General features: G+C 73.1%; 19 protein-coding genes. 6 read left to right on the forward strand and 13 right to left on the reverse strand.

The genetic code is table 11. The features are described 5' to 3' along the window. Positions 1–102 precede the first annotated feature (102 nt). Entirely contained in the window at positions 103–1,041 is a 939-nt protein-coding gene (locus tag AB0J33_RS20690) for an FAD-dependent oxidoreductase (protein WP_363615837.1), read from the forward strand. Positions 1,042–1,098: 57 nt separating this feature from the next. On the opposite strand, the gene AB0J33_RS20695 is transcribed toward AB0J33_RS20690, so the two are convergent. From AB0J33_RS20695 to AB0J33_RS20705, 3 genes are all read right to left on the reverse strand, one after another. Continuing rightward, positions 1,099–2,394 (reverse strand): cation:proton antiporter, encoded by a 1,296-nt coding sequence (locus AB0J33_RS20695; protein WP_363615635.1) that lies wholly within the window; start codon positions 2,392–2,394, stop codon positions 1,099–1,101. 107 nt (positions 2,395–2,501) lie between these two features. Then, positions 2,502–3,179, reverse strand: a complete 678-nt coding sequence (locus AB0J33_RS20700) for an HAD family hydrolase (RefSeq protein WP_363615636.1) — start codon at positions 3,177–3,179, stop codon at positions 2,502–2,504. 30 nt (positions 3,180–3,209) lie between these two features. Further along, the gene (locus tag AB0J33_RS20705; protein WP_363615637.1) at positions 3,210–5,342 is read right to left on the reverse strand and encodes a SpoIIE family protein phosphatase; all 2,133 of its coding nucleotides are present in this window, start codon (positions 5,340–5,342) and stop codon (positions 3,210–3,212) included. Between the two features lie 198 nt (positions 5,343–5,540). Here AB0J33_RS20705 and AB0J33_RS20710 point away from each other — a divergent pair, with 198 nt between their 5' ends. Further along, positions 5,541–6,350, forward strand: coding sequence for a hypothetical protein (locus AB0J33_RS20710; protein ID WP_363615638.1), 810 nt, complete (start codon positions 5,541–5,543; stop codon positions 6,348–6,350). An 89-nt stretch (positions 6,351–6,439) separates the two neighbouring features. Here the strand turns inward: AB0J33_RS20710 and AB0J33_RS20715 are convergent, their stop codons facing one another. Further along, positions 6,440–6,793, reverse strand: coding sequence for a DUF6401 family natural product biosynthesis protein (locus AB0J33_RS20715; RefSeq protein ID WP_363615639.1), 354 nt, complete (start codon positions 6,791–6,793; stop codon positions 6,440–6,442). 165 nt (positions 6,794–6,958) lie between these two features. On the opposite strand from AB0J33_RS20715, the gene AB0J33_RS20720 reads away from it, so the two are divergent. Next, positions 6,959–7,408: a hypothetical protein gene (locus tag AB0J33_RS20720; RefSeq protein ID WP_363615640.1), complete on the forward strand. Its 450-nt coding sequence runs from the start codon at positions 6,959–6,961 to the stop codon at positions 7,406–7,408. Here AB0J33_RS20720 and AB0J33_RS20725 read toward each other — a convergent pair. Then, positions 7,405–7,614, reverse strand: coding sequence for a hypothetical protein (locus AB0J33_RS20725; RefSeq protein ID WP_030334989.1), 210 nt, complete (start codon positions 7,612–7,614; stop codon positions 7,405–7,407). The two genes, AB0J33_RS20720 and AB0J33_RS20725, sit on opposite strands and share 4 nt — an antisense overlap. 158 nt (positions 7,615–7,772) lie before the next feature. Here AB0J33_RS20725 and AB0J33_RS20730 point away from each other — a divergent pair, with 158 nt between their 5' ends. Continuing rightward, positions 7,773–9,086 carry an MFS transporter gene (locus tag AB0J33_RS20730; protein ID WP_363615641.1) on the forward strand — a complete coding sequence of 438 codons (1,314 nt, stop codon included), beginning with the start codon at positions 7,773–7,775 and terminating at the stop codon, positions 9,084–9,086. On the opposite strand, the gene AB0J33_RS20735 is transcribed toward AB0J33_RS20730, so the two are convergent. From AB0J33_RS20735 to AB0J33_RS20750, 4 genes are all read right to left on the reverse strand, one after another. Beyond that, the gene (locus AB0J33_RS20735) at positions 9,044–9,304 is read right to left on the reverse strand and encodes a hypothetical protein (protein WP_363615642.1); all 261 of its coding nucleotides are present in this window, start codon (positions 9,302–9,304) and stop codon (positions 9,044–9,046) included. The two genes, AB0J33_RS20730 and AB0J33_RS20735, sit on opposite strands and share 43 nt — an antisense overlap. A gap of 103 nt (positions 9,305–9,407) precedes the next feature. Then, positions 9,408–9,869 carry an SRPBCC family protein gene (locus AB0J33_RS20740; RefSeq protein WP_196922177.1) on the reverse strand — a complete coding sequence of 154 codons (462 nt, stop codon included), beginning with the start codon at positions 9,867–9,869 and terminating at the stop codon, positions 9,408–9,410. A gap of 52 nt (positions 9,870–9,921) precedes the next feature. Then, positions 9,922–10,338 carry a DUF2795 domain-containing protein gene (locus AB0J33_RS20745; protein ID WP_088947320.1) on the reverse strand — a complete coding sequence of 139 codons (417 nt, stop codon included), beginning with the start codon at positions 10,336–10,338 and terminating at the stop codon, positions 9,922–9,924. 100 nt (positions 10,339–10,438) lie between these two features. After that, positions 10,439–11,425, reverse strand: a complete 987-nt coding sequence (locus AB0J33_RS20750; RefSeq protein WP_363615643.1) for a YihY/virulence factor BrkB family protein — start codon at positions 11,423–11,425, stop codon at positions 10,439–10,441. A gap of 176 nt (positions 11,426–11,601) precedes the next feature. Here AB0J33_RS20750 and AB0J33_RS20755 point away from each other — a divergent pair, with 176 nt between their 5' ends. After that, complete coding sequence (locus AB0J33_RS20755; protein ID WP_363615644.1) at positions 11,602–12,003, forward strand: ChaB family protein; 402 nt, start codon at positions 11,602–11,604, stop codon at positions 12,001–12,003. A gap of 93 nt (positions 12,004–12,096) precedes the next feature. Here AB0J33_RS20755 and AB0J33_RS20760 read toward each other — a convergent pair whose 3' ends face one another. Next, positions 12,097–13,530, reverse strand: a complete 1,434-nt coding sequence (locus AB0J33_RS20760) for an aldehyde dehydrogenase family protein (protein WP_363615645.1) — start codon at positions 13,528–13,530, stop codon at positions 12,097–12,099. Between the two features lie 72 nt (positions 13,531–13,602). Here AB0J33_RS20760 and AB0J33_RS20765 point away from each other — a divergent pair, with 72 nt between their 5' ends. Next, positions 13,603–15,210, forward strand: coding sequence for an NAD(P)/FAD-dependent oxidoreductase (locus AB0J33_RS20765; protein ID WP_363615646.1), 1,608 nt, complete (start codon positions 13,603–13,605; stop codon positions 15,208–15,210). 49 nt (positions 15,211–15,259) lie between these two features. Here the strand turns inward: AB0J33_RS20765 and AB0J33_RS20770 are convergent, their stop codons facing one another. The 3 genes from AB0J33_RS20770 to AB0J33_RS20780 all read right to left on the reverse strand — a co-directional run bounded on the left by AB0J33_RS20770 (position 15,260) and on the right by AB0J33_RS20780 (position 17,622). Then, positions 15,260–16,027 (reverse strand): polyprenol monophosphomannose synthase, encoded by a 768-nt coding sequence (locus AB0J33_RS20770; RefSeq protein WP_363615647.1) that lies wholly within the window; start codon positions 16,025–16,027, stop codon positions 15,260–15,262. Between the two features lie 150 nt (positions 16,028–16,177). After that, a complete protein-coding gene (locus AB0J33_RS20775) occupies positions 16,178–17,179 on the reverse strand; it encodes an SDR family oxidoreductase (protein WP_363615648.1) in 1,002 nt (333 codons plus the stop codon). After that, positions 17,176–17,622: an SRPBCC family protein gene (locus AB0J33_RS20780; RefSeq protein ID WP_363615649.1), complete on the reverse strand. Its 447-nt coding sequence runs from the start codon at positions 17,620–17,622 to the stop codon at positions 17,176–17,178. The genes AB0J33_RS20775 and AB0J33_RS20780 overlap by 4 nt, the downstream gene beginning before the upstream one ends. Positions 17,623–17,716 lie beyond the last annotated feature (94 nt).

Here is a 17,716-nt window from a genome sequence, read left to right on the forward strand (position 1 = left end):
ATCACCCTTTCTTCGAACAGGTGTGCCAGTACCCCGATCATTGGTACTTCATGCCCGCCGAGAGCCGCCTACGATCACCGGATGACGGTGGACCGGTCGGGTGTGGTGGTGGTCGGGGCGGGCATCGCCGGGGTGGCCTGCGCGGTCGAGCTGACCCGGGCCGGGGTGCCGGTGCAGGTCCGGGAGCGGGGGCACGTCTGCGGTGGCCGGATGGCCAGCAAACGCTTCCAGGGTCGACCCGCCGACATCGGCGCCGCCTACTTCACCGCCACCGACCCGGACTTCGCCGCGCAGGTCGAGCGGTGGCGCGCCGCCGGGTTGGTCCGCGAGTGGACCGACACCTTCCAGGCGTACGACCGGGACGGACGCCGGCACGTACCCGGGCCGATGCGCTTCGCCGCCCCTCGTGGCCTGCGCTCGCTTGTCGAGAACCTGGCCGGCGCGGTGCCGGTGACCGTCGACCGGCTGGTGCTCACCGTGGAGCCCGGCCCGGTGGTGGATGGGGCGCCGTGCGCGGCGGTCGCGCTGGCCATGCCCGGCCCGCAGGCCGCCCTGCTGCTCGACCCGGCGCTGACCGACGCCACCCTGGTGGTGCAGGCGCAGCGCTGGTCCCCGTCGCTGGCCGCGGTGCTGCGGTTCCCGACCCGGCGCTGGCCCGACTTCCGGGGCGCGTTCGTCAACGAGCACCCCGTCCTCAACCTCGTCTGCGACGACGGCGACCGCCGTGGTGACGGCGCGCCGGTGCTGGTCGCGCACACCGTGCCGGAGTTCGCGGCCGGGCACCTGGCCCAACCGACCGGGGCCGGCCCGGCCATCGAGCAGGCCGTCCGGGACCTGCTCGGGCTGCCCGAGAAGGCCGCCGACGTGCACGTGCACCGGTGGACGTACGCGAAGCCCACCGGCGAGGTCGCCGGCCCCACCCACCACCTCGACAACCACGGGATCGGCCTGGCCGGCGACGCGTTCGGCAAGCCCCGGGTGCAGACCGCCTGGCTCTCCGGCCGGGACCTGGGCCGCGCGCTGGCCGCCCGGCTGGCCTGAGCCGCGCCCGGCTGGCCTGAGCCGAGTGTTCGGGCGTGCCCGCTGGCCTGAGCCGCACTAGGCGTGCCCGGCCCCGACCGGCCGGGCCTCGTCGGCGTCCCGTTCGGCCGGGTCGGAGGTTCGCTCACCCTCCCGGTCCAGCAGCTGCATGACCGGGGTCGCCGTGATGCCGTGCACCACGACGGAGACGAGCACCACCAGTCCGACGGTCGCCCAGAGCAGCTCGGCCTGCGGGAAGTCCGCTTTGGTGGTGGCGTACGCGAGGTAGTAGAACGAGCCGACGCCGCGAATGCCGAACAACGAGATGACCCAGTGCTCGGCCGGGCGACCCGGGGCGCCGCGCAACGACAACCACCCGGTCAGCGGTCGCACCAGGAACACCAGCGCCAGCCCGACGGCGGCCGCCGACCAGGTCAGCGGACCCAGCAGGCCACCCACGATCGCGCCGCCGAGCAGCAGCAACAACACCAGGGTGAGCAGCCGTTCGACCTGCTCGGCGAAGTCGTGCAGCACCGAGTGGAACTCGTGGGTCCGCTCGGCGGCCCGGATGGCCCGGGCGGCCACGAACACCGCCAGGAAGCCGTACCCGCCGGCCACCTCCACCAGCCCGTACGCCAGGAAGGTCGCGGCCAGCGCCAGGAAACCCTCGGCGTGCCGGGCCAGGCGGAGCTTGCTGGGGGCGCGGAAGAACAGCTTGCCGAGCAGCCAACCGATGAGCAGGCCACCCCCCACGCCGGCGCCGACCTTCCAGAGCACGTCCACGGTGAACCACTCGGCCATCCAGTCCCCCGGGGCGAGGCTGGTCGAGGCGATGGCGATCGCGGCGTAGACGAACGGGAACGCCAGCCCGTCGTTGAGACCGGCCTCGGAGGTCAACGCGAAGCGGACCTCGTCCTCGGAATCCTCCACGTCGGTCGGCTCGCCGACCTGCACGTCGGCGGCGAGGACCGGATCGGTGGGGGCCAGCGCGGCGCCCAACAACAGCGCGGCGGCCGGCACCAGCCCCGCCCACCACCAGCCGAACAGGGCCACCGCCGCGATGCACAGGGGCATCGCGATCGCCAGCAGCCGCCAGGTGGACGACCACCGTCGCCAGCTCAACGCTCGGTCGATCTTCAGCCCGGCCCCCATCAGCGCGACGATCACGCCGATCTCGGTGAGGTGGGTGGTCAGCTCCGGATGGGCCAGCGGATCCGGTGACGGCAGCCCGACCGGCAGCAGGAACACCAGCATGCCGAGGGCGAGGAAGGCGATCGGCATGGACAGCGGTCGCCGCTCCAGCACCCGGGGCAGGATGCCCGCGAGCAGTGCGCCCAGTCCCACCAGCGCGAACGCCACATCTACCGGCTCCACGGCACCACCCTTCAGCCGCACCCGCGCGGCGCGGGGCAGGTGGTGACAGACCTTGCCCCGCAAGGGCTCCGGCTATGCGCGTGACCGCAGGCGGACCGGGGTGAGACTCACCGGGGCCGGGTGAGCGGCGAATCGCCCAACTCGTTCAACAGTGCCGCCGGGTCGTCGTAGACCGCCACGGCACCCGCGCCGGCGAGCTCGCCGCGGCTGGTGCCGCCGCAGGTCAGCCCCACGCACGGGATGTGCAGCGCGCCGGCCGCGACCACGTCCCACACCGAGTCGCCGACGAAGACCACCCGCTCGGCGGCCAACCCGGACTGCTCCAGCGCGGCGACCAGGATGTCCGGTGCCGGTTTGCTCTGCTGGGCATCCGCCGAGGAGGTGATCGTGTCGATCACGTCGTCGGCGGCCAACGCCCGGCGCAGCGCCCCCACCTCGGGTTCCGCGGCGGAGGTGGCGAGCACCACCCGTAACCCCCGCTCGGCGCAGGCCCGCAGCAGGTCGGCCGCCCGGGGCAGCGGCGTGAGCCGTTCCCAGTACTCGGCGTACAGGGTGTCGTGCGCGTCGCGCAGCCTGGCGTCGGCGTCGCGGTCCCGCTCCGGGCCGAGCAGGTGGTCCAGGAGCTTGTCCGACCCCATCCCGATCGAGCGGTGCACCGTCGCCATCGGCACCGGCTGATCGGTCTGCCGCAACGCCTCCCACCAGCTCACCGTGTGGAGGTAGGTGGTGTCGACCAGGGTGCCGTCGACGTCGAAGAGAACTCCGCTGGGACTGTCGGTACGCATGGGCGTCCTCCTACCCCCTCCGGAGTGGTCTCACGAGCGCGGCGGCGTGAGGATTTCGAACCAGACCGTGGAACCGCGCACCGACGGGTCGGTGCCCCAGGCGTCGCTGAGCTCTTCGATCAGGCCGAGGCCGCGGCCACGACTGCTCAACGTGTCGGTACGGGCCCGGGTCACGGTGCCCCGGGTGCCGGAGTCGGCGACCGAGACCAGCAGCCGTTCGGGGCTGAGGTCGATCTCCACCCGCGCGGCGGTGCCGGCGTGCAGCAACGCGTTGGTGGTCAGCTCGCTGGTGCAGAGCACCGCCGCTCCGATCACCGACTCGGGCACCTGCCACTCGGTGAGCTGACCGGTCATCCAGTGCCGGACCCGGCTGGGCGCGGTCGGCTCCGCGGGCACCTCCATGCTCGCCGACCGACTCTCCTTGAGCGCGTGCTCCACCGCCAGCACGGCCACGTCGTCCTCCGTGCCGCCCGGCACCGCCGCCGTGGCCACCGCGCAGAGCGCGCGGGGGTCGCCGCTGCCGGCCTTTGCGACGGCCTCGCCGAGGGTGGCCAGCCCAGCGCTCAGGCTCTGCCGGCGACGCTCCACCACCCCGTCGCTGAACAACAGCAGGGTGTCACCCGGACGGAACGCGACGGTCGTGGTGCCCGGCCGACCGCCCAGCCCCAGCGGGGGGCCGGCGGGCACGTCGACGTACTCGGCGTGCGACCGTCCCTCCGGATCGCCGCGGCGGATCAGCGGCGCCGGGTGACCGGCGCTGGCCAGGGTCAACTCCCGCCGTTCCGCGTCGATCACCCCGAACGCCACGGTGACGAACAACTCGTGGGTGCCGGCCTCCGCGCCGAGGCTGGTCACCAGCCGGTCCAGGCCGGCCAGGACCGCGTCGGGCGCCGGGTCGGCCAGGGCCAGGGCGCGCAGCGCGGCCCGGACCTGGCCCATCCGCGCGGCGGCCTGCACGTCGTGCCCGGCGACGTCGCCCAGAACCACGCCGAGCGAGCCGTTGGGCAGCGAAAACGCGTCGTAGAAGTCGCCGCCGGCCGCGTTGCCGTCCACCCCCGGGTCGTAGCGAGCCGCGATCCGCAACCGGGGCAGATCCGGCAGGTGCTCCGGCAGCATGCTGCGTTGCAACAGTTGGGCCGTGCCGTGCTGGGTCTCGAACCGGCGGGCACGCTCCGCCGCCTGGCCGATCAGCTCGGCCGAGGCGGCCAGCAGCGCCCGCTCGGCGGGCGACCAGGTGTGCGGGACCTGGTAGCCGACCGCCAACCCGCCGCGAACCACCGAAGTGCCCAGGGGCAGGGCCGCCATCGCGCGGATCTTCTGGTCGTGGCGGTCCACGGCGGTGTCCCGCAGTGGCTGCCCGTCGCGGGTGAACGACGGGCCGCCCGAGCGTGCCGCCTGCACCACGGGTGCCGACCAGTCCGCCACCGCGCGGCGCCAGAGCGGGGGAAGCCGCTCGTCGGCCTCGTCCAGCAGCTCGCCACGGACCCGGCGCACCATGCGCCAGCCGCCGCCGCCCTCGTCGACGGCGAACGACGCCTGGTCGGGGTCGAACGTGGTGATCGCGTACCGCAACGCGACCCGGGCCACGTCGTCGAGGGTGAGAGTGCCGGCGAGCGCCGCGGCGACCTCGCTGAGACTCTGCAACTGCTCGGTGACGTGGGTGGTCTCGGCCGCGACCGTCAACACACCGACGATCTGCCCGGCGCTGTCGCGCACCGGCGAGTGCCCCCGGGTGAAGACCGCCTGCTCCACCGTCGGGGAGTGCCCACGGACCAGCGGCAGCGTGGACTCCTTCTCCAGGAACGGCACGCCCTGCCGGTAACTGCGTTCGATCACCTCGCCGACACCGGGCAGCGCCCAGATCTCCGCGAACACCTCGGCGGCCGGGCGGCCGAGCGCGTCCGGGTGTTTGCTGCCCAGCAACCCGGCGTAGGCGGCGTTGTAGAGCAGAACGAGATCGTCGCCGTACGCGAGGGCCATCGGCATCGGCGAGGCGAGGATCAACTCGACCGCGGCCCGGACCGCCACGTCCCACTCGGCGGGTGGGCCCAGCGGGGTGTGGGCCCAGTCGTGGGCGAGCACGCCGGTGACCGCGCCGGACCCGGTGGGTGCGCCCGGGCCCGGAGTTGCTGGCGTGGGGACTCGCCCGACCGTTCCTGGCATGTCCGCAGCCTAGTCCGCCGGCCGCGAAAGGCATCCGATCACTGCGGCGGGCCGTCGCCGCGTCCGCCGGGTTGGCCGTTCGGGCAGTTCAGGGTCCCTGCCCGGAGGTCTGTCGCAAAAAACGCCACGCGCTGCGCGGACTGCCGGAGCGGTTGCCGGGTATGCGCCCGGCGCAGTCCATGCGACAGGAGGGACATCATGCTGAAAACCCTCGCGGTCCGGCAGGCCGACATCGGCGATGCCATCGCCGACACCTGGAGGTCGGTGCTGCTCTTCATCCCGAAGGCAGTGGCCTTCATCGTCATCCTCGTGGTCGGCTGGCTCATCGCCCGAGCCGTCCTCAAGATCGTGGATACGGTGCTGGAACGGGTGCGCTTCGACGAGGCGGTCGAACGCGGTGGCATCAAACGGGCCCTGGAGAGAACGAAGTACGACGCCAGTGACATTCTGGCCAGACTGGCGTACTACGCCGTACTGCTGTTCACGCTGCAGTTCGCCTTCGGCGTCTGGGGGCCCAACGCGATCAGTGACCTGATCCGCGGCGTGGTTTCCTGGCTGCCGCGCGCGTTCATCGCGATCGTCATCGTGGTGATCGCGTCCGCGATCGCCAACGCGGCCCGTGATCTGGTGACCGGGGCGCTGGGAGGGCTGTCGTACGGCAAGGTTCTGGCCGACCTGACGGCGATCTTCATCATCGCCCTCGGTGTGATCGCCGCGCTGAACCAGGTGGGCATCGCCACCACGGTGACCACCCCGGTGCTGATCGCGGTGCTTGCCACGGTGGCCGGCATCCTGATCGTCGGTGTCGGCGGTGGTCTGGTGAAACCGATGCAGAACCGCTGGGACGGCTGGCTGCGTCGGGCGGCGGAGGAGGCCCGGGCGGTGCAGCAGCAGCGTCAGGCCACGTCGGCCGGGCGCAGCGACGTGGAGCGGCAGATGGCCGACCGTGGGGGTGACCGCACCCAGGCCATGCCCCGGGTGGACGAAGCCCAGCAGTACCGCTCGTAGCGGGACGTAACGGCACAGCGTGGGGAGGGTGTTCCGCGGTACCACGGCGGGGCGCCCTCCCCGCGCGTCCAGGTCCCGTCGCGCGGGTCTCAGCCCCGGTCGAGCGAGCGGGCCAGCGCGCACACCGCGAGCAGCCGGGTGAGCAGCCAATCCGGCTGGCTCCAGTCCACCGGCTCGGCCGGCGGCACCCACCCGTGCTCCGAAGCGGCGGCGCGGACCCCCTCGGCGTAGCCGGCGAGCGCCGCGGCGGTCAACGGCTGGCGGTCCCCGTCGAGGCTGTCCCGTACGCCCGCCGCGTGCTGGTCGACGAGGGCCAGCAGCCCTGGTCGCGCGGCGGCGGCGGTGAGTCCGACGGTGCCCACGGAGACGGTGAGGGCGGCGAGGGTGGACCGCGCCGAGTCGACGGCGGTACGGGAGGCGACCCGGTTGAACGGCACACGCATGGTGACCGAGGCTAACCGACCGGTGACCGGTGCGACCTCGGCCGCTTGGCGGAGTCGGCCGCGCCACTGAGCCGACCGTCGCCGGCCGCGGGGGTTGATCCGGCACAGACGGGGCAGCAGAAGAACGACCACCCGCGGATGGCGGCACACGGCACGGAGGCACGGATGGGACAGCAGGCGGACGGACCGGACGAACGGCACCGGCGGCCGGACGGGGTCAGCGACGCGACGGTCGCCGCGCTCGGCAAGCTCAGCGAGGCGTTGGAGTGCGTGGAGCGGGCCCGGGGGCACCTGTACTCGGTGCACCAGTTGATCGGGCACGCCGACCTGATGCTCGACGACGCGGTGGAACAGTTCCGCGCCGCCGGGCATCAGCGGCTCGCCGACCGGATCGACACGGAGTTGCTGGGCCGCAACGTCATCGCCGGACGGTGGACGTTCCAGATCGTCGAGGACTTCGACGAGGGCTACCACGCGCTGTTCCGGGAGCTGGACCAGCAGGCCCGCGACGAGCTGGTGGGCGGGCGGCGCCACCTCTACGAGGCGGAGATGAAGGAACGCCGCCGCAGCCGTGGGCGGCCGGGCCACGAGGCCCGGCCGGGCAGTGGTGGCTAGTCGCTTGTCGCGTCGGCGGGGCGTCGCCGTGCCGCGTCGTCGGCGATGATCACGGTGGCCACCATGAGCGCGACACAGAGGCTGAACAGCCACGACTCGTCGGTGACGAGCCAGGCGGACACGGGTGCCTGGAGCGCGGCGAGCAGGAAACCGAGCCAGGCGAGCCGGCGCTGACGCGTCGAGAGGATTCCGGAGCCTTGATGCATCCCGAAATTCTTACGCGAACGAGGCGCTTTGCCGTCCTCCGATCGGCCGATTCTGGATGAGCTGTCCGTTTTCTCGACCGTACGGACACGACTTCTTTGCGTACCGGGTAATCGGGCGCCGGCCGCGCTAGGGTGCGCCTGCGGCAGGATGGTGTCTCGTGTCCACCCTGCCCCCGCGCCCCCGCCCCCGCGCCTCACTGCTCCTGCTGGCCTACCTCGCGTTCGTCAGCCTCGGTCTGCCCGACAGCCTGCTCGGCGTGGGCTGGCCCTCGATCCGGGCCGACCTCGGCGTACCGACCGAGGCGGTCGGGTGGGTGCTCACCGCCGGCACCGTCGGCTATCTCACCTCCAGCGTGCTGGCCGGGTTCACGCTGGCCCGGGTCGGCGTGGGCGCCCTGCTCGCCGGGAGCACCCTGCTGGCCAGCCTGGCGCTGACCGGCTACGCGGTGAGCCCCATGTTCGCCGTGCTGGTGGGTTGTGCGCTGCTGGTCGGGCTCGGGTCGGGCGCGGTGGACTCCGGGCTCAACGCGTACGCCGCCGGGGCGTTCGGGCCGCGCCACATGAACTGGCTGCACGCCTTCTTCGGCCTGGGCGTGGCGATCGGCCCGCTGATCATGACCGGCGTGCTCAGCGCCGGGCTGGCCTGGCGCTGGGGTTACGGCATCGTGGCCGCCGCCCAGCTCGTCCTCGCCACCGCGTTCGCACTCACCGTGCGGGCCTGGCAACGCGGCGTCCCGGCCGACGCCCCGCTCGGCGCCGCCGCCGCAACGGAACCCGCCGGGACCGCGCCCGCCTCGTCGACGGCGGTCCGGGTTCCGGTCCGGGAGACGCTGCGGCTGCCGGCGGTCTGGTCGGGGACGCTCGCCTTCGCGCTCTACGTGGCCATCGAGGTGTCCGCCGGTCTCTGGGCGTTCCTCCTGCTGACCGAGGGGCGCGGGCTGAGCGCGGCGGCTGCCGGCGGCTGCGTCTCCGCGTACTGGGGCAGCCTCTTCGTCGGTCGGATCGTGCAGGGTGTGGTGGCCGAGCGGTTGGGGGCCGGCCTGGTGCTGCGCGCCAGCCTGGCCGGTATGGCGCTGGGCGCGGCGCTGATCGCCGTTCCCGGGCCGGCCGCGCTGGCGGTGCTCGGTCTGGTCGTGGTCGGTTTCGCCGCCGCGCCGGTGTTTCCCCTGCTCACCCTCACCACCGCCGACCGGGTCGGCCTGGCGCACGCGGACCGGGCCATCGGACTACAGATCGGCGCGTCCGGCGTCGGCGCCGCGCTCGTTCCGGCCGGGCTCGGCGTGCTGATCGCCAACACGTCGGTGCAGGTGTTGGGATCGGCCCTGGTGGTGCTCGCGCTGGCGCTGATCGCGCTCTACGAGTGGGGCGCACGCCGACCCGCCGCCGGGCCGCCCGTGCCGGCGGTACCCGTCCAGCCCGGGAACGAGGGTCAGACGTCCGGCCCGGTCCGTCCAGTGGTGGACGGGCGGTAGGCGCGTTGCGGGTCGGTGGCCTCCCGGCTGTTGCCCCGGGCCTGCCCCTCGCGATCCGACGCCGCCGGCCCGTGCCCGAACGTGGCCTCCTCACCGGCGTCGTTGCCCGTCACGTCGTCGGCCTGCCCGTCGAGGCTGGAACCCGACACGGCGCGCTCCAACTCCTCCAACGGAAGCCGTTCCTCGTCCCGCCACACCCTGATGTTGTCGTCGGTCATACCAACAGCCGTACCCGGGCACGATGATCGCAAACGGGCGGCCAGGCTCGGACACGGCGATGGCCGCCGGTATACCGGCGGCCATCCCAGGTCACTGCTCAGGTCACGGCTGCGGGCGGTCCACCTGCCCGCGCCAGGCGCCGGTCTCCTGACCACGCCGCTCGATGTAGGTCTTGAACCGCTCCAGGTCGCCCTTGGCCCGGCGGTCGACGATGCCGAGCTTGTCGCCGGCCTGCTCGACCACACCGTGCGGCTCGAACTCGAGTTGCAGGGTGACCCGGGTCTTGTCCTGGTCAAGGCGGTGGAAGGTCACCACGCCGGCCTGCTGCGTGCCGCCGGTCGAGCGCCAGGCGACCCGCTCGTCGGGCAGCTGCTCGGTGATCTCGGCGTCGAACTCGCGCTTCACGCCGGCGATGTCCACCGTCCAGTGGGTCATCGTGTCGGAGAGCTGCCGGACCTCCTGCACGCCCTCCATGAACTGGGGGAACTCCTCGAACTGCGTCCACTGGTCGTACGCGGTGCGTACGGGCACGGAAACGTCCACGTGTTCGGTAACGCCACTCATCAGGGAACCTCCTTCTGCCGCTGGCGGTCGGTCGGATCGGGGGCGATCCCGCTCACCAGCGAGTTGTCTCGTTCTTGTTGCCCAGCGCGGCCCAGACCTCGGAAACCGTCTGGTAGACGGTGCCCTCGGGCAGCCGCTCCAGCGCCGCCACGATGTCGTCCGGCGCCTCGTTCTCCCGCGCGCTGGCGATGAGCACCAAGCGGTCGCCCGGCAGCGCGCTCATCGAGATGAACCGGCCCAGCCGGCTGCGCTGCTCGACGTCCGTGGAGCTCATGCCCTGCGGGGTGCCGGTGCGCAGGTCACCGGCCGGGGCGGTGGTCGTCTCCGGCTGGTCCTCGCCAGCCGGTTCCGGCACCCGCGACTCGTCGACGCGAGAGCCACCGGTCCCCGGCCCCTGTACGAGGCCGCTGACCTCCTGGCTCATCTGCTCGTCGATCCTCGGTCCGTGCTTGCTGTTGCCACGCTCCATGCCTTCTGCGCTACCCGGCACCCCGCCCGATAAACCGGCACCGGGTCACGAACCGGCCCTCGGCCCGGCCGCGGACCGGACATCCGACCCGCAACGGGGCTCAGTCCTGCGCCGGTTTGCGCGGCGGCAGCACCGGGTCCCCCGGGGCCGGGTCACCGGCCTGCAACTGCCGCCCACGCTGCACCTCGGCGTTGATCTGCACGCCCAGCATCAGCGCCGAGTTGGACAGGTAGAGCCAGACCAGGAATGCGATGGCCGCACCCAGGCTGCCGTAGGTGGTGTCGTACGAGCCGAAGTTGGCCACGTAGAGGCCGAACCCGAAGGAGGCCACCGCCCAGGAGACCAGGGCCACCGCGCCGCCCGGGGTGAGCCAGCGGAACCGGGGCTGACGGACGTTCGGGGCGATCCAGAACAGCAGGGACAGCAGCACCATCATGATCATGGCGAGGACCGGCCACTTCGCCACGCTCCACGTCGTCCGGGCCAGGCCACCGGCGTGGATCAGGTCGCCGACCGCGTCGGTGACCGGCCCACTGACGATCAGGCCGAGGGCGACCACCGCGAGCAGCACCAGCGTGATCGCCGCCAAGCCGATCTGCAGCGGCCGAAGCTTCCACACCGGGCGGCCCTCGGTCACCCCGTAGACGGCGTTCGAGGCCCGGGTGAACGCGCCGATGAAGCCCGACGCGGACCACAGCGCGCCGAGCAGACCGAAACTCAGCAGCAGCTCGGGGTTGCTCTGGTCGAGCACCACGGACCGGATCACCCCGACCACGCCGTCCTTGTCGTCGGTCAGCACCGACCCGGCGCCCACCTGGTTGGCCAGGTCGACCACGGTGTCGACGGTCCGCTCGCCGCTGGAGACCAGGCCGACCAGCGCCACCACCACGATGGCGGACGGAAACAGCGCGAGGACGCCGTAGTAGGTCAACGCGGCGGCCCAGTCGGAGCAGTTGTCGGAGACGAAGTTCCGCACGCTGCGGACCAGCACCCCCCGCCAGGTCCGCCAGCTCAGCTGCCGCACCCGACGGGGCACCCGGTTGCCCGTCGTGTCGTCGAGCGTCGTACCGGGGTCCGTGGTCGTCATGCCCGCTCCCTGCGCCCCGGCCGCCGGATGACCGGTCGTCCGGTCTGGCCTGGCCCGCCGGTACCCGGATCGCGAAATCGACAAACCCGCCCAGCGTCCCCCCGGTGCCGCTAGGGTTTGCCGCCGCGTCATCGGGGAACGGTCACCAGGACCCTGTCGACACGGAGGAGGACGAGATGCCCGGGCGCGAGGACCTGCCCAGCACGCTGCGACGCTCCCCGGAGAAGGCGCAGCGCACCTGGGAGAAGACGCACGACTCGGCGGTCGAGACCTACGGCGAGGGGGAGCGGTCGCACCGCACCGCCTTCGCCGCCGTGAAGCACCAGTTCGAGAAGGTGGGCGACCACTGGGAGCCGAAGGGCCGCAAGGGCCCCAGCGACCAGCAGGCCGCCGGTGGCGGGCCGGAACGGCGCGCCCCCACCGCAAGTGGTGTGGACGCCAACGCCACCAAGGACCACCTGATGTCGGTGGCCCGCAAACTCGACGTACCCGGCCGGTCCGGCATGACCAAGCCCGAGTTGGTCACGGCCATCGAGAAGGCCAACGACCGCGCCACCCGCAAGGCCCGCGGCGACTGACGGCCACCGCGCCGCGGCACCACCGACGCGGTACGGGCGGGCGCGCCACCCCTGCGTCCGCCCGTGCTGTTCGTCCGTCAGTGCGCATCCCGTTCACCAGTGCCCGCCGCCCGGCGCCTCGATGTGCACCGCCTTCGTGGCGGTGAACTCGTCGAGCAACTCCGGGCCGTACCCGAAGCCCTGGCCGCTGGCCCCGCGCGGATGCGCGGCGCCCCCCGGCGCGCCCCCGAACACCGCGTTGACCTTGACGGTGCCCACCGGCAGTTCCCGCCAGGCCCGCTGCGCGTGACTCATCGACCGGGTCAACACCGTGGCGGCCAGCCCGTACGGGGAATCCGCGGCGCAGCGCAGCGCCTCGTCGAACGAGTCGACCACCACCACCGGGGCGACCGGCCCGAACGTCTCCTCCCGGACCAGCGGCATGTCGTGTCGGCAGTCCGTGACGACGGTGGCCGGATAGAACGCTCCCGGCCCGTCCGGCACCTCGCCGCCGGTCCGCACCCGTGCGCCGTCCGCCACCGCGGCGGCGACCTGCCCGTGGACGTGCTCCCGGTGCCGCCGGTCGACCAGCGGGCCCAACTCGGTGCCCGGGTCCCGGCCCGGCCCGGCCCGCAGCGCCTCGGCGCGTCGTACCAGCGCGGCCACGAAGTCGTCGGCCACCTCCCGGTGCACGTAGAGCCGCTCCACCGCCACGCAGATCTGCCCGGCGTTGGCGAACGCGCCGAGGGCGGCCTGCTCCGCCGCCCACTCCGGGTCGACGCCCGCGTCCACGATCAGCGGGTCACTGCCCCCGTTCTCCAGGAGCACCTTCGCGCCGGTGCGGGCCGCCGCGGCGGCGATCGCCCGGCCGGTCGCGGTGGAGCCGACGTGGGCCACCACGTCGACCTCCTGCGCCGCCAGCGCCGCGCCCACCTCCGGGCCGCCGGTGAGCAGCGACAACACACCGGCCGGCAGCGCCTGATCCAGCGCTCGGGCCAGCAGCCAGCCCGTCGCCGGTGTCCGTTCACTCGGCTTGTAGAGCACCACGTTGCCGGTCACCAGGGCCGCGCCGAGCAGACCGCAGGACACCGCCACCGGGTCGTTCCAGGGGGTGATCGCCGCCACCACCCCGCGCGGCTGCGGGGTCAGGAAGTCCAGCGCGTCGGTGTCGCCGTTCAGCGTGCGCCCGCCCCGCAGGGGGGCCAGCTCGGCATACTGTCGCAGCGTGCCGATCCCCGCCTCGACGCCACCACGGGCGTCCGCCAATGGCTTGCCCATCTCCGCGGTGACCGCCGCCGCCACCTCCTCGGCGACCGCCGCCACCGCGTCCGCGGCCCGGTGCAGCGCCGCCGCCCGTTCCGCCGGCGCGGTCGCCGCCCACTGGGCTGCGACGTTGCGTGCCGCCTGGGTCGCCTTGCCCACCTCGTCGGCCGTGGCCACCGGCACCGTGCTCACCGGCGTGTCGTCCGCCGGATCACGCACGACCAGCTCCCCGCCGTCGCCGCCCGCACCCCACACCCCGCCCACCAGCTGCGCAACCGTGTACATGCGGCGCTGGATGCCCCGGCCTCGGCGAGGCAAACGCGTTTCGCCCGGTTGCGCGCCGGGTAGGCGGATCCGATGACAACCACCGCCGCGCAGACCGCGGACGCCGTCGTCATCGGGGCCGGGCACAACGGTCTGGTGGCGGCAAACCTGCTGGCGGACGCCGGCTGGGACGTGGTGGTGCTGGAGGCGACCGCGGTGCCCGGCGGGGCGGTCCGCTCCGCCGAGGTCACCGCACCCGGCTACCTGAGCGACCTCTACAGCTCGTTCTACCCCCTCGGGTACGCCTCACCGGTGCTGCGCGGCCTCGACCTGGGTCGGCACGGGTTGTCCTGGCGGCACGCACCCGACGTGCTGGCGCACCTGCTGCCGGACGGTCGCGCCGCGGTGATCAACCGGGACCCGGACGTCACCGCCGCGTCGCTGGAACAGTTCGCCCCGGGCGACGGCAAGCGTTGGCTCAACGCGTACGCCGACTGGCTCGACGTGGCCGAGCCGATGCTGGAGACGATCACCGCACCGTTCCCGCCGGTCCGCGGCGGGCTGGGTCTGCTGCGTCGACTGCGTGTCGCCGGTGCGCTGCGACTGGCCCGGCGGCTCGTCGTGCCGGTCCGCAAACTCGGCGACGAACTCTTCGACGGCCCGGGTGGGCCGGCGCTGTTGGCCGGCTGCGCCCTGCACACCGACCTGTCCCCGGAGGAGGCCGGCTCCGGTGTGTACGGCTGGTTGCTGGCCATGCTCGGCCAGCAGGTCGGCTGGCCGGTGCCCGACGGCGGGGCGCAACAGATCACCAACGCCCTGGTCAATCGGCTACAGGGGCGCGGCGGGAAGATCCTCTACGGCGCCCACGTCGACCGGGTGCTCACCGCCCGGGGCCGGGCGATGGGGGTTCGGACGCAGGGCGGCACGCCGTGGCGGGCCCGGCGGGCCGTGCTCGCCGACGTGCCGGCGCCGGCGCTCTACCTCGACCTGGTCGGCGCGGCGGCGTTGCCGTCCCGGCTGGTGGAGGACCTGGCGCACTTCCGCTGGGACGGCTCCACGCTGAAGGTGGACTGGGCGCTCTCCGCGCCGGTGCCCTGGACGAACCGGCAGCTGGCCGGCGCCGGCACCGTGCACCTCGGCGCGGACCTCAACGGGCTCACTCACTACGCCGGCGAGCTGGCCCGTGGCGAGCTGCCCCGCGACCCGTTCCTGCTGGTCGGGCAGATGTCGGTGGCCGACCCCAGCCACTCCCCGCCGGGCACCGAATCGCTCTGGTCGTACACCCATCTGCCATTCCGGCGGAATTGGCGGGCCGAGGAGGTCGCCGGGCACGTACAGCGGATGGAGGACGTGCTGGAGGCGGCGGCCCCGGGTTTCCGGCAACTGATCGTGGGCCGACACGTGGCCGGTCCGGCCGACCTGGAGAAGGGCAACCCGAGCCTGGTCGGCGGCGCGCTCGGCGGCGGGACCGCCGCCGCGTACCAGCAGCTGTTCCTGCGCCCGATTCCCGGCCTGGGCCGGGCGGACACCCCGGTGGACCGGCTCTTCCTGGCCAGCGCGTCGGCGCATCCCGGCGGCGGTGTGCACGGCGCGCCCGGCGCGAACGCGGCCCGCGCGGCGCTTGCTCGCGACCGTGCCCTCACCGGCCGCGCCTACGCCGCAACCGTCACCACAGCCCACAAGTACATCTACCCCGCCTAACACCAACACCCGCCCCCACCCCGTCGGGTGGGGTGGGGTGGGGTGGGGGTCAGCGGGTGATGTTGCGGTGTTTGCTGCGCAGGCGGAACGGCATGAGGGCGCTCTCCACCTTCGTCGCGGTGGTCATCTTGGAGACGCCGTCGCGGCGCTCCTCGAAACGGATCGGCACCTCCAGGATGGTGTGCCCCAGCTTGGTGGCGAGGTAGTGCATCTCCACCTGGAAGCTGTAGCCGTTGGACTGCACCCGCTCCAGGTTGATGTCGCGCAGCGCGTCGGCCCGCCAGATCTTGAAGCCGGCGGTGAGGTCCCGGATCCGGACCCGCAGCAGCGTGTGCACGTAGAGGTTGGCCCAGCCGCTGAGCGCCCGGCGGTACAGCGGCCAGTTCTCGTCCAGCTCGCCGCCGGGCACGTACCGGGAGCCGATGACCACGCTGGCCTGGGTGGAGAGCAGCGCGCCGAGCATCCCGGGCAGCGCCTCCGGTGGGTGCGAGAGATCGGCGTCCATCTGCGCCACGTACTCGGCGCCGCCCTCGATCGCCCGGCTCATCCCGTCCACGTACGCCCGGCCGAGGCCCTCCTTGCCGGCGCGGTGCACGACCTCGATCCGGTCGGGGTGTTCGATGGCCAGTTTGTCGGCCACCTCACCGGTGCCGTCGGGGGAGTTGTCGTCGGCCACGAGGATGCGCAGCCCCGGCAGCGGCAGCGCGAGCAGCCGCTCGACCAACGCCGGGAGGTTGCCCGCCTCGTTGTAAGTGGGCACGACGACGGTCAGGCGTGCGTCCCGCCACGGCGACGGCAACTGCACCGGCTTGATCATGTCGGACATCCTCGGTTTGCGGACAAGGGTCATGGAAAGGGTATCCAGTTGCCGCATTAGGTTGGAAAGAGGCACCCCTCCCGGGTGTCGCGCACCGCCGTCGCCCGCCGATCGCGGGCGTCGAAGTCCTGGTCACGGGGTTTGTGCGGGTCAGCGTCGGCGCCGAGCGAGCGCGCTGAGGGCCAGTGCGCCGACGGCGAGAGCGACACCGGACAGCGCCGGCTTGTGCGTGCCGACCCAGAGCGCCGTCGAACGATCACGGGCCTGGTCGCGGAAGACGCCCGCCGTGCCCCGGTCGGTCTCCTCATCGCCGGGGTGGTCCAGGTTGTCCCGCCAGGCCGCCGGGTCGATCTCCTCGCCGGTCTGCTGACTGTCGTACCCGTCGCGGGCCAGCTTCCGGTCGAGCAGACCGGGGAACAGGATGTCGGCCAATCGGGCCTGCCAGGTCGGGCCACCCACGTTCAGTTCCCGGGTGCCGCGATCGGCGGCCCAGACGATGGCCCGGGCGGCCAACTCCGGCGTGAAGATCGGCGGTACCGGCTGCGGATGCCGGGGTAGCCGGGTGCGGACCCAGGAGAACTGCGGCGTGTTGACCGCGGGCAGCTGCACCATGGACAGCTTCACCCCCGGGCAGTCGTGCAGCAGTTCGGCGCGCAGGGAGTCGTTGAACCCCTGGACGGCGTGCTTGCTCGCGCAGTACGCCGACTGCAGGGGGATCCCCCGGTAGGCCAACGCCGAGCCCACCTGCACGATCGCGCCCCGCCCGTGCGCCCGCATGTGGCGCAGGGCGGCGAGGGTGCCGTGCACCGTGCCCAGGTAGGTGACCTCGGTGACCCGGCGGAACTCACGCGCCGGGACCTCCCAGGCCGGCGCGAACACCGACACCATCGCGTTGTTGATCCACACGTCGATGCCGCCCCAGCGGTGCACCACGTCGTCGGCGGCCTGCTGCACCGCGCCCGCGTCGGCCACGTCGACCCGGTACCCGCGCACCTCGGTCGCACCGCGCTGCCGACACTCGCGCTCGGCGGCGGCCAGCCCCGCGTCACCCCGGGCCAGCAGCGCCAGCCGGACGCCGCGCGCCGCGTACGCGTGGGCGACGGCCCGACCGACGCCGGCGCTCGCGCCCGTCACCACCACGGTCTGGGTCATGGCGCACCCTTCTGCCGGGTGGCGATGTCGGAGAGCCGTTCCAACGTCTCCCGGTTCCGCAGGTGCAGCACCAGATCATTGATCTTGTTGCGGACCCACCGCAGCGGCCCTGCGGCGAAGTCCTCCCCGATGCGTACCCGGGTCGCGCCCTCGCCGACCGGTTGGAGAGTGAAGGCCACGATCGCCTCGCCCGCCGGCCAGAGCCCGGCCTTCAGCACGAGCCGGTGCGGCGGTTCGCAGACCAGCACCGTCGAGGCGTCCTGCAGGGAGAGCGGCCACGGCCCGGCGCGATGGTGCAGCTGGCTGCCGACCCGCGGCCAGGCGTCGTCCACGTCACGCACGTGTGCCGTGCCCACCACCCAGTCGCTGTACGTCCACCCGTCGGCGAGCACGTCGAACACCTGCTGCGGGGGAGCGTCGATCACTTTCTCCACAATCGCCACTGGGCTTCCATACCCGCAGCACGGCAGGGGCTAACGGTTGGCGGGTTAGCTTCTCCGGCCCGGCGGGTAAGGCGCACCCTGGGGGCGTCGGCGG

Source organism: Micromonospora sp. NPDC049645 (genome assembly GCF_040675155.1).
Lineage (GTDB): Bacteria > Actinomycetota > Actinomycetes > Mycobacteriales > Micromonosporaceae > Micromonospora.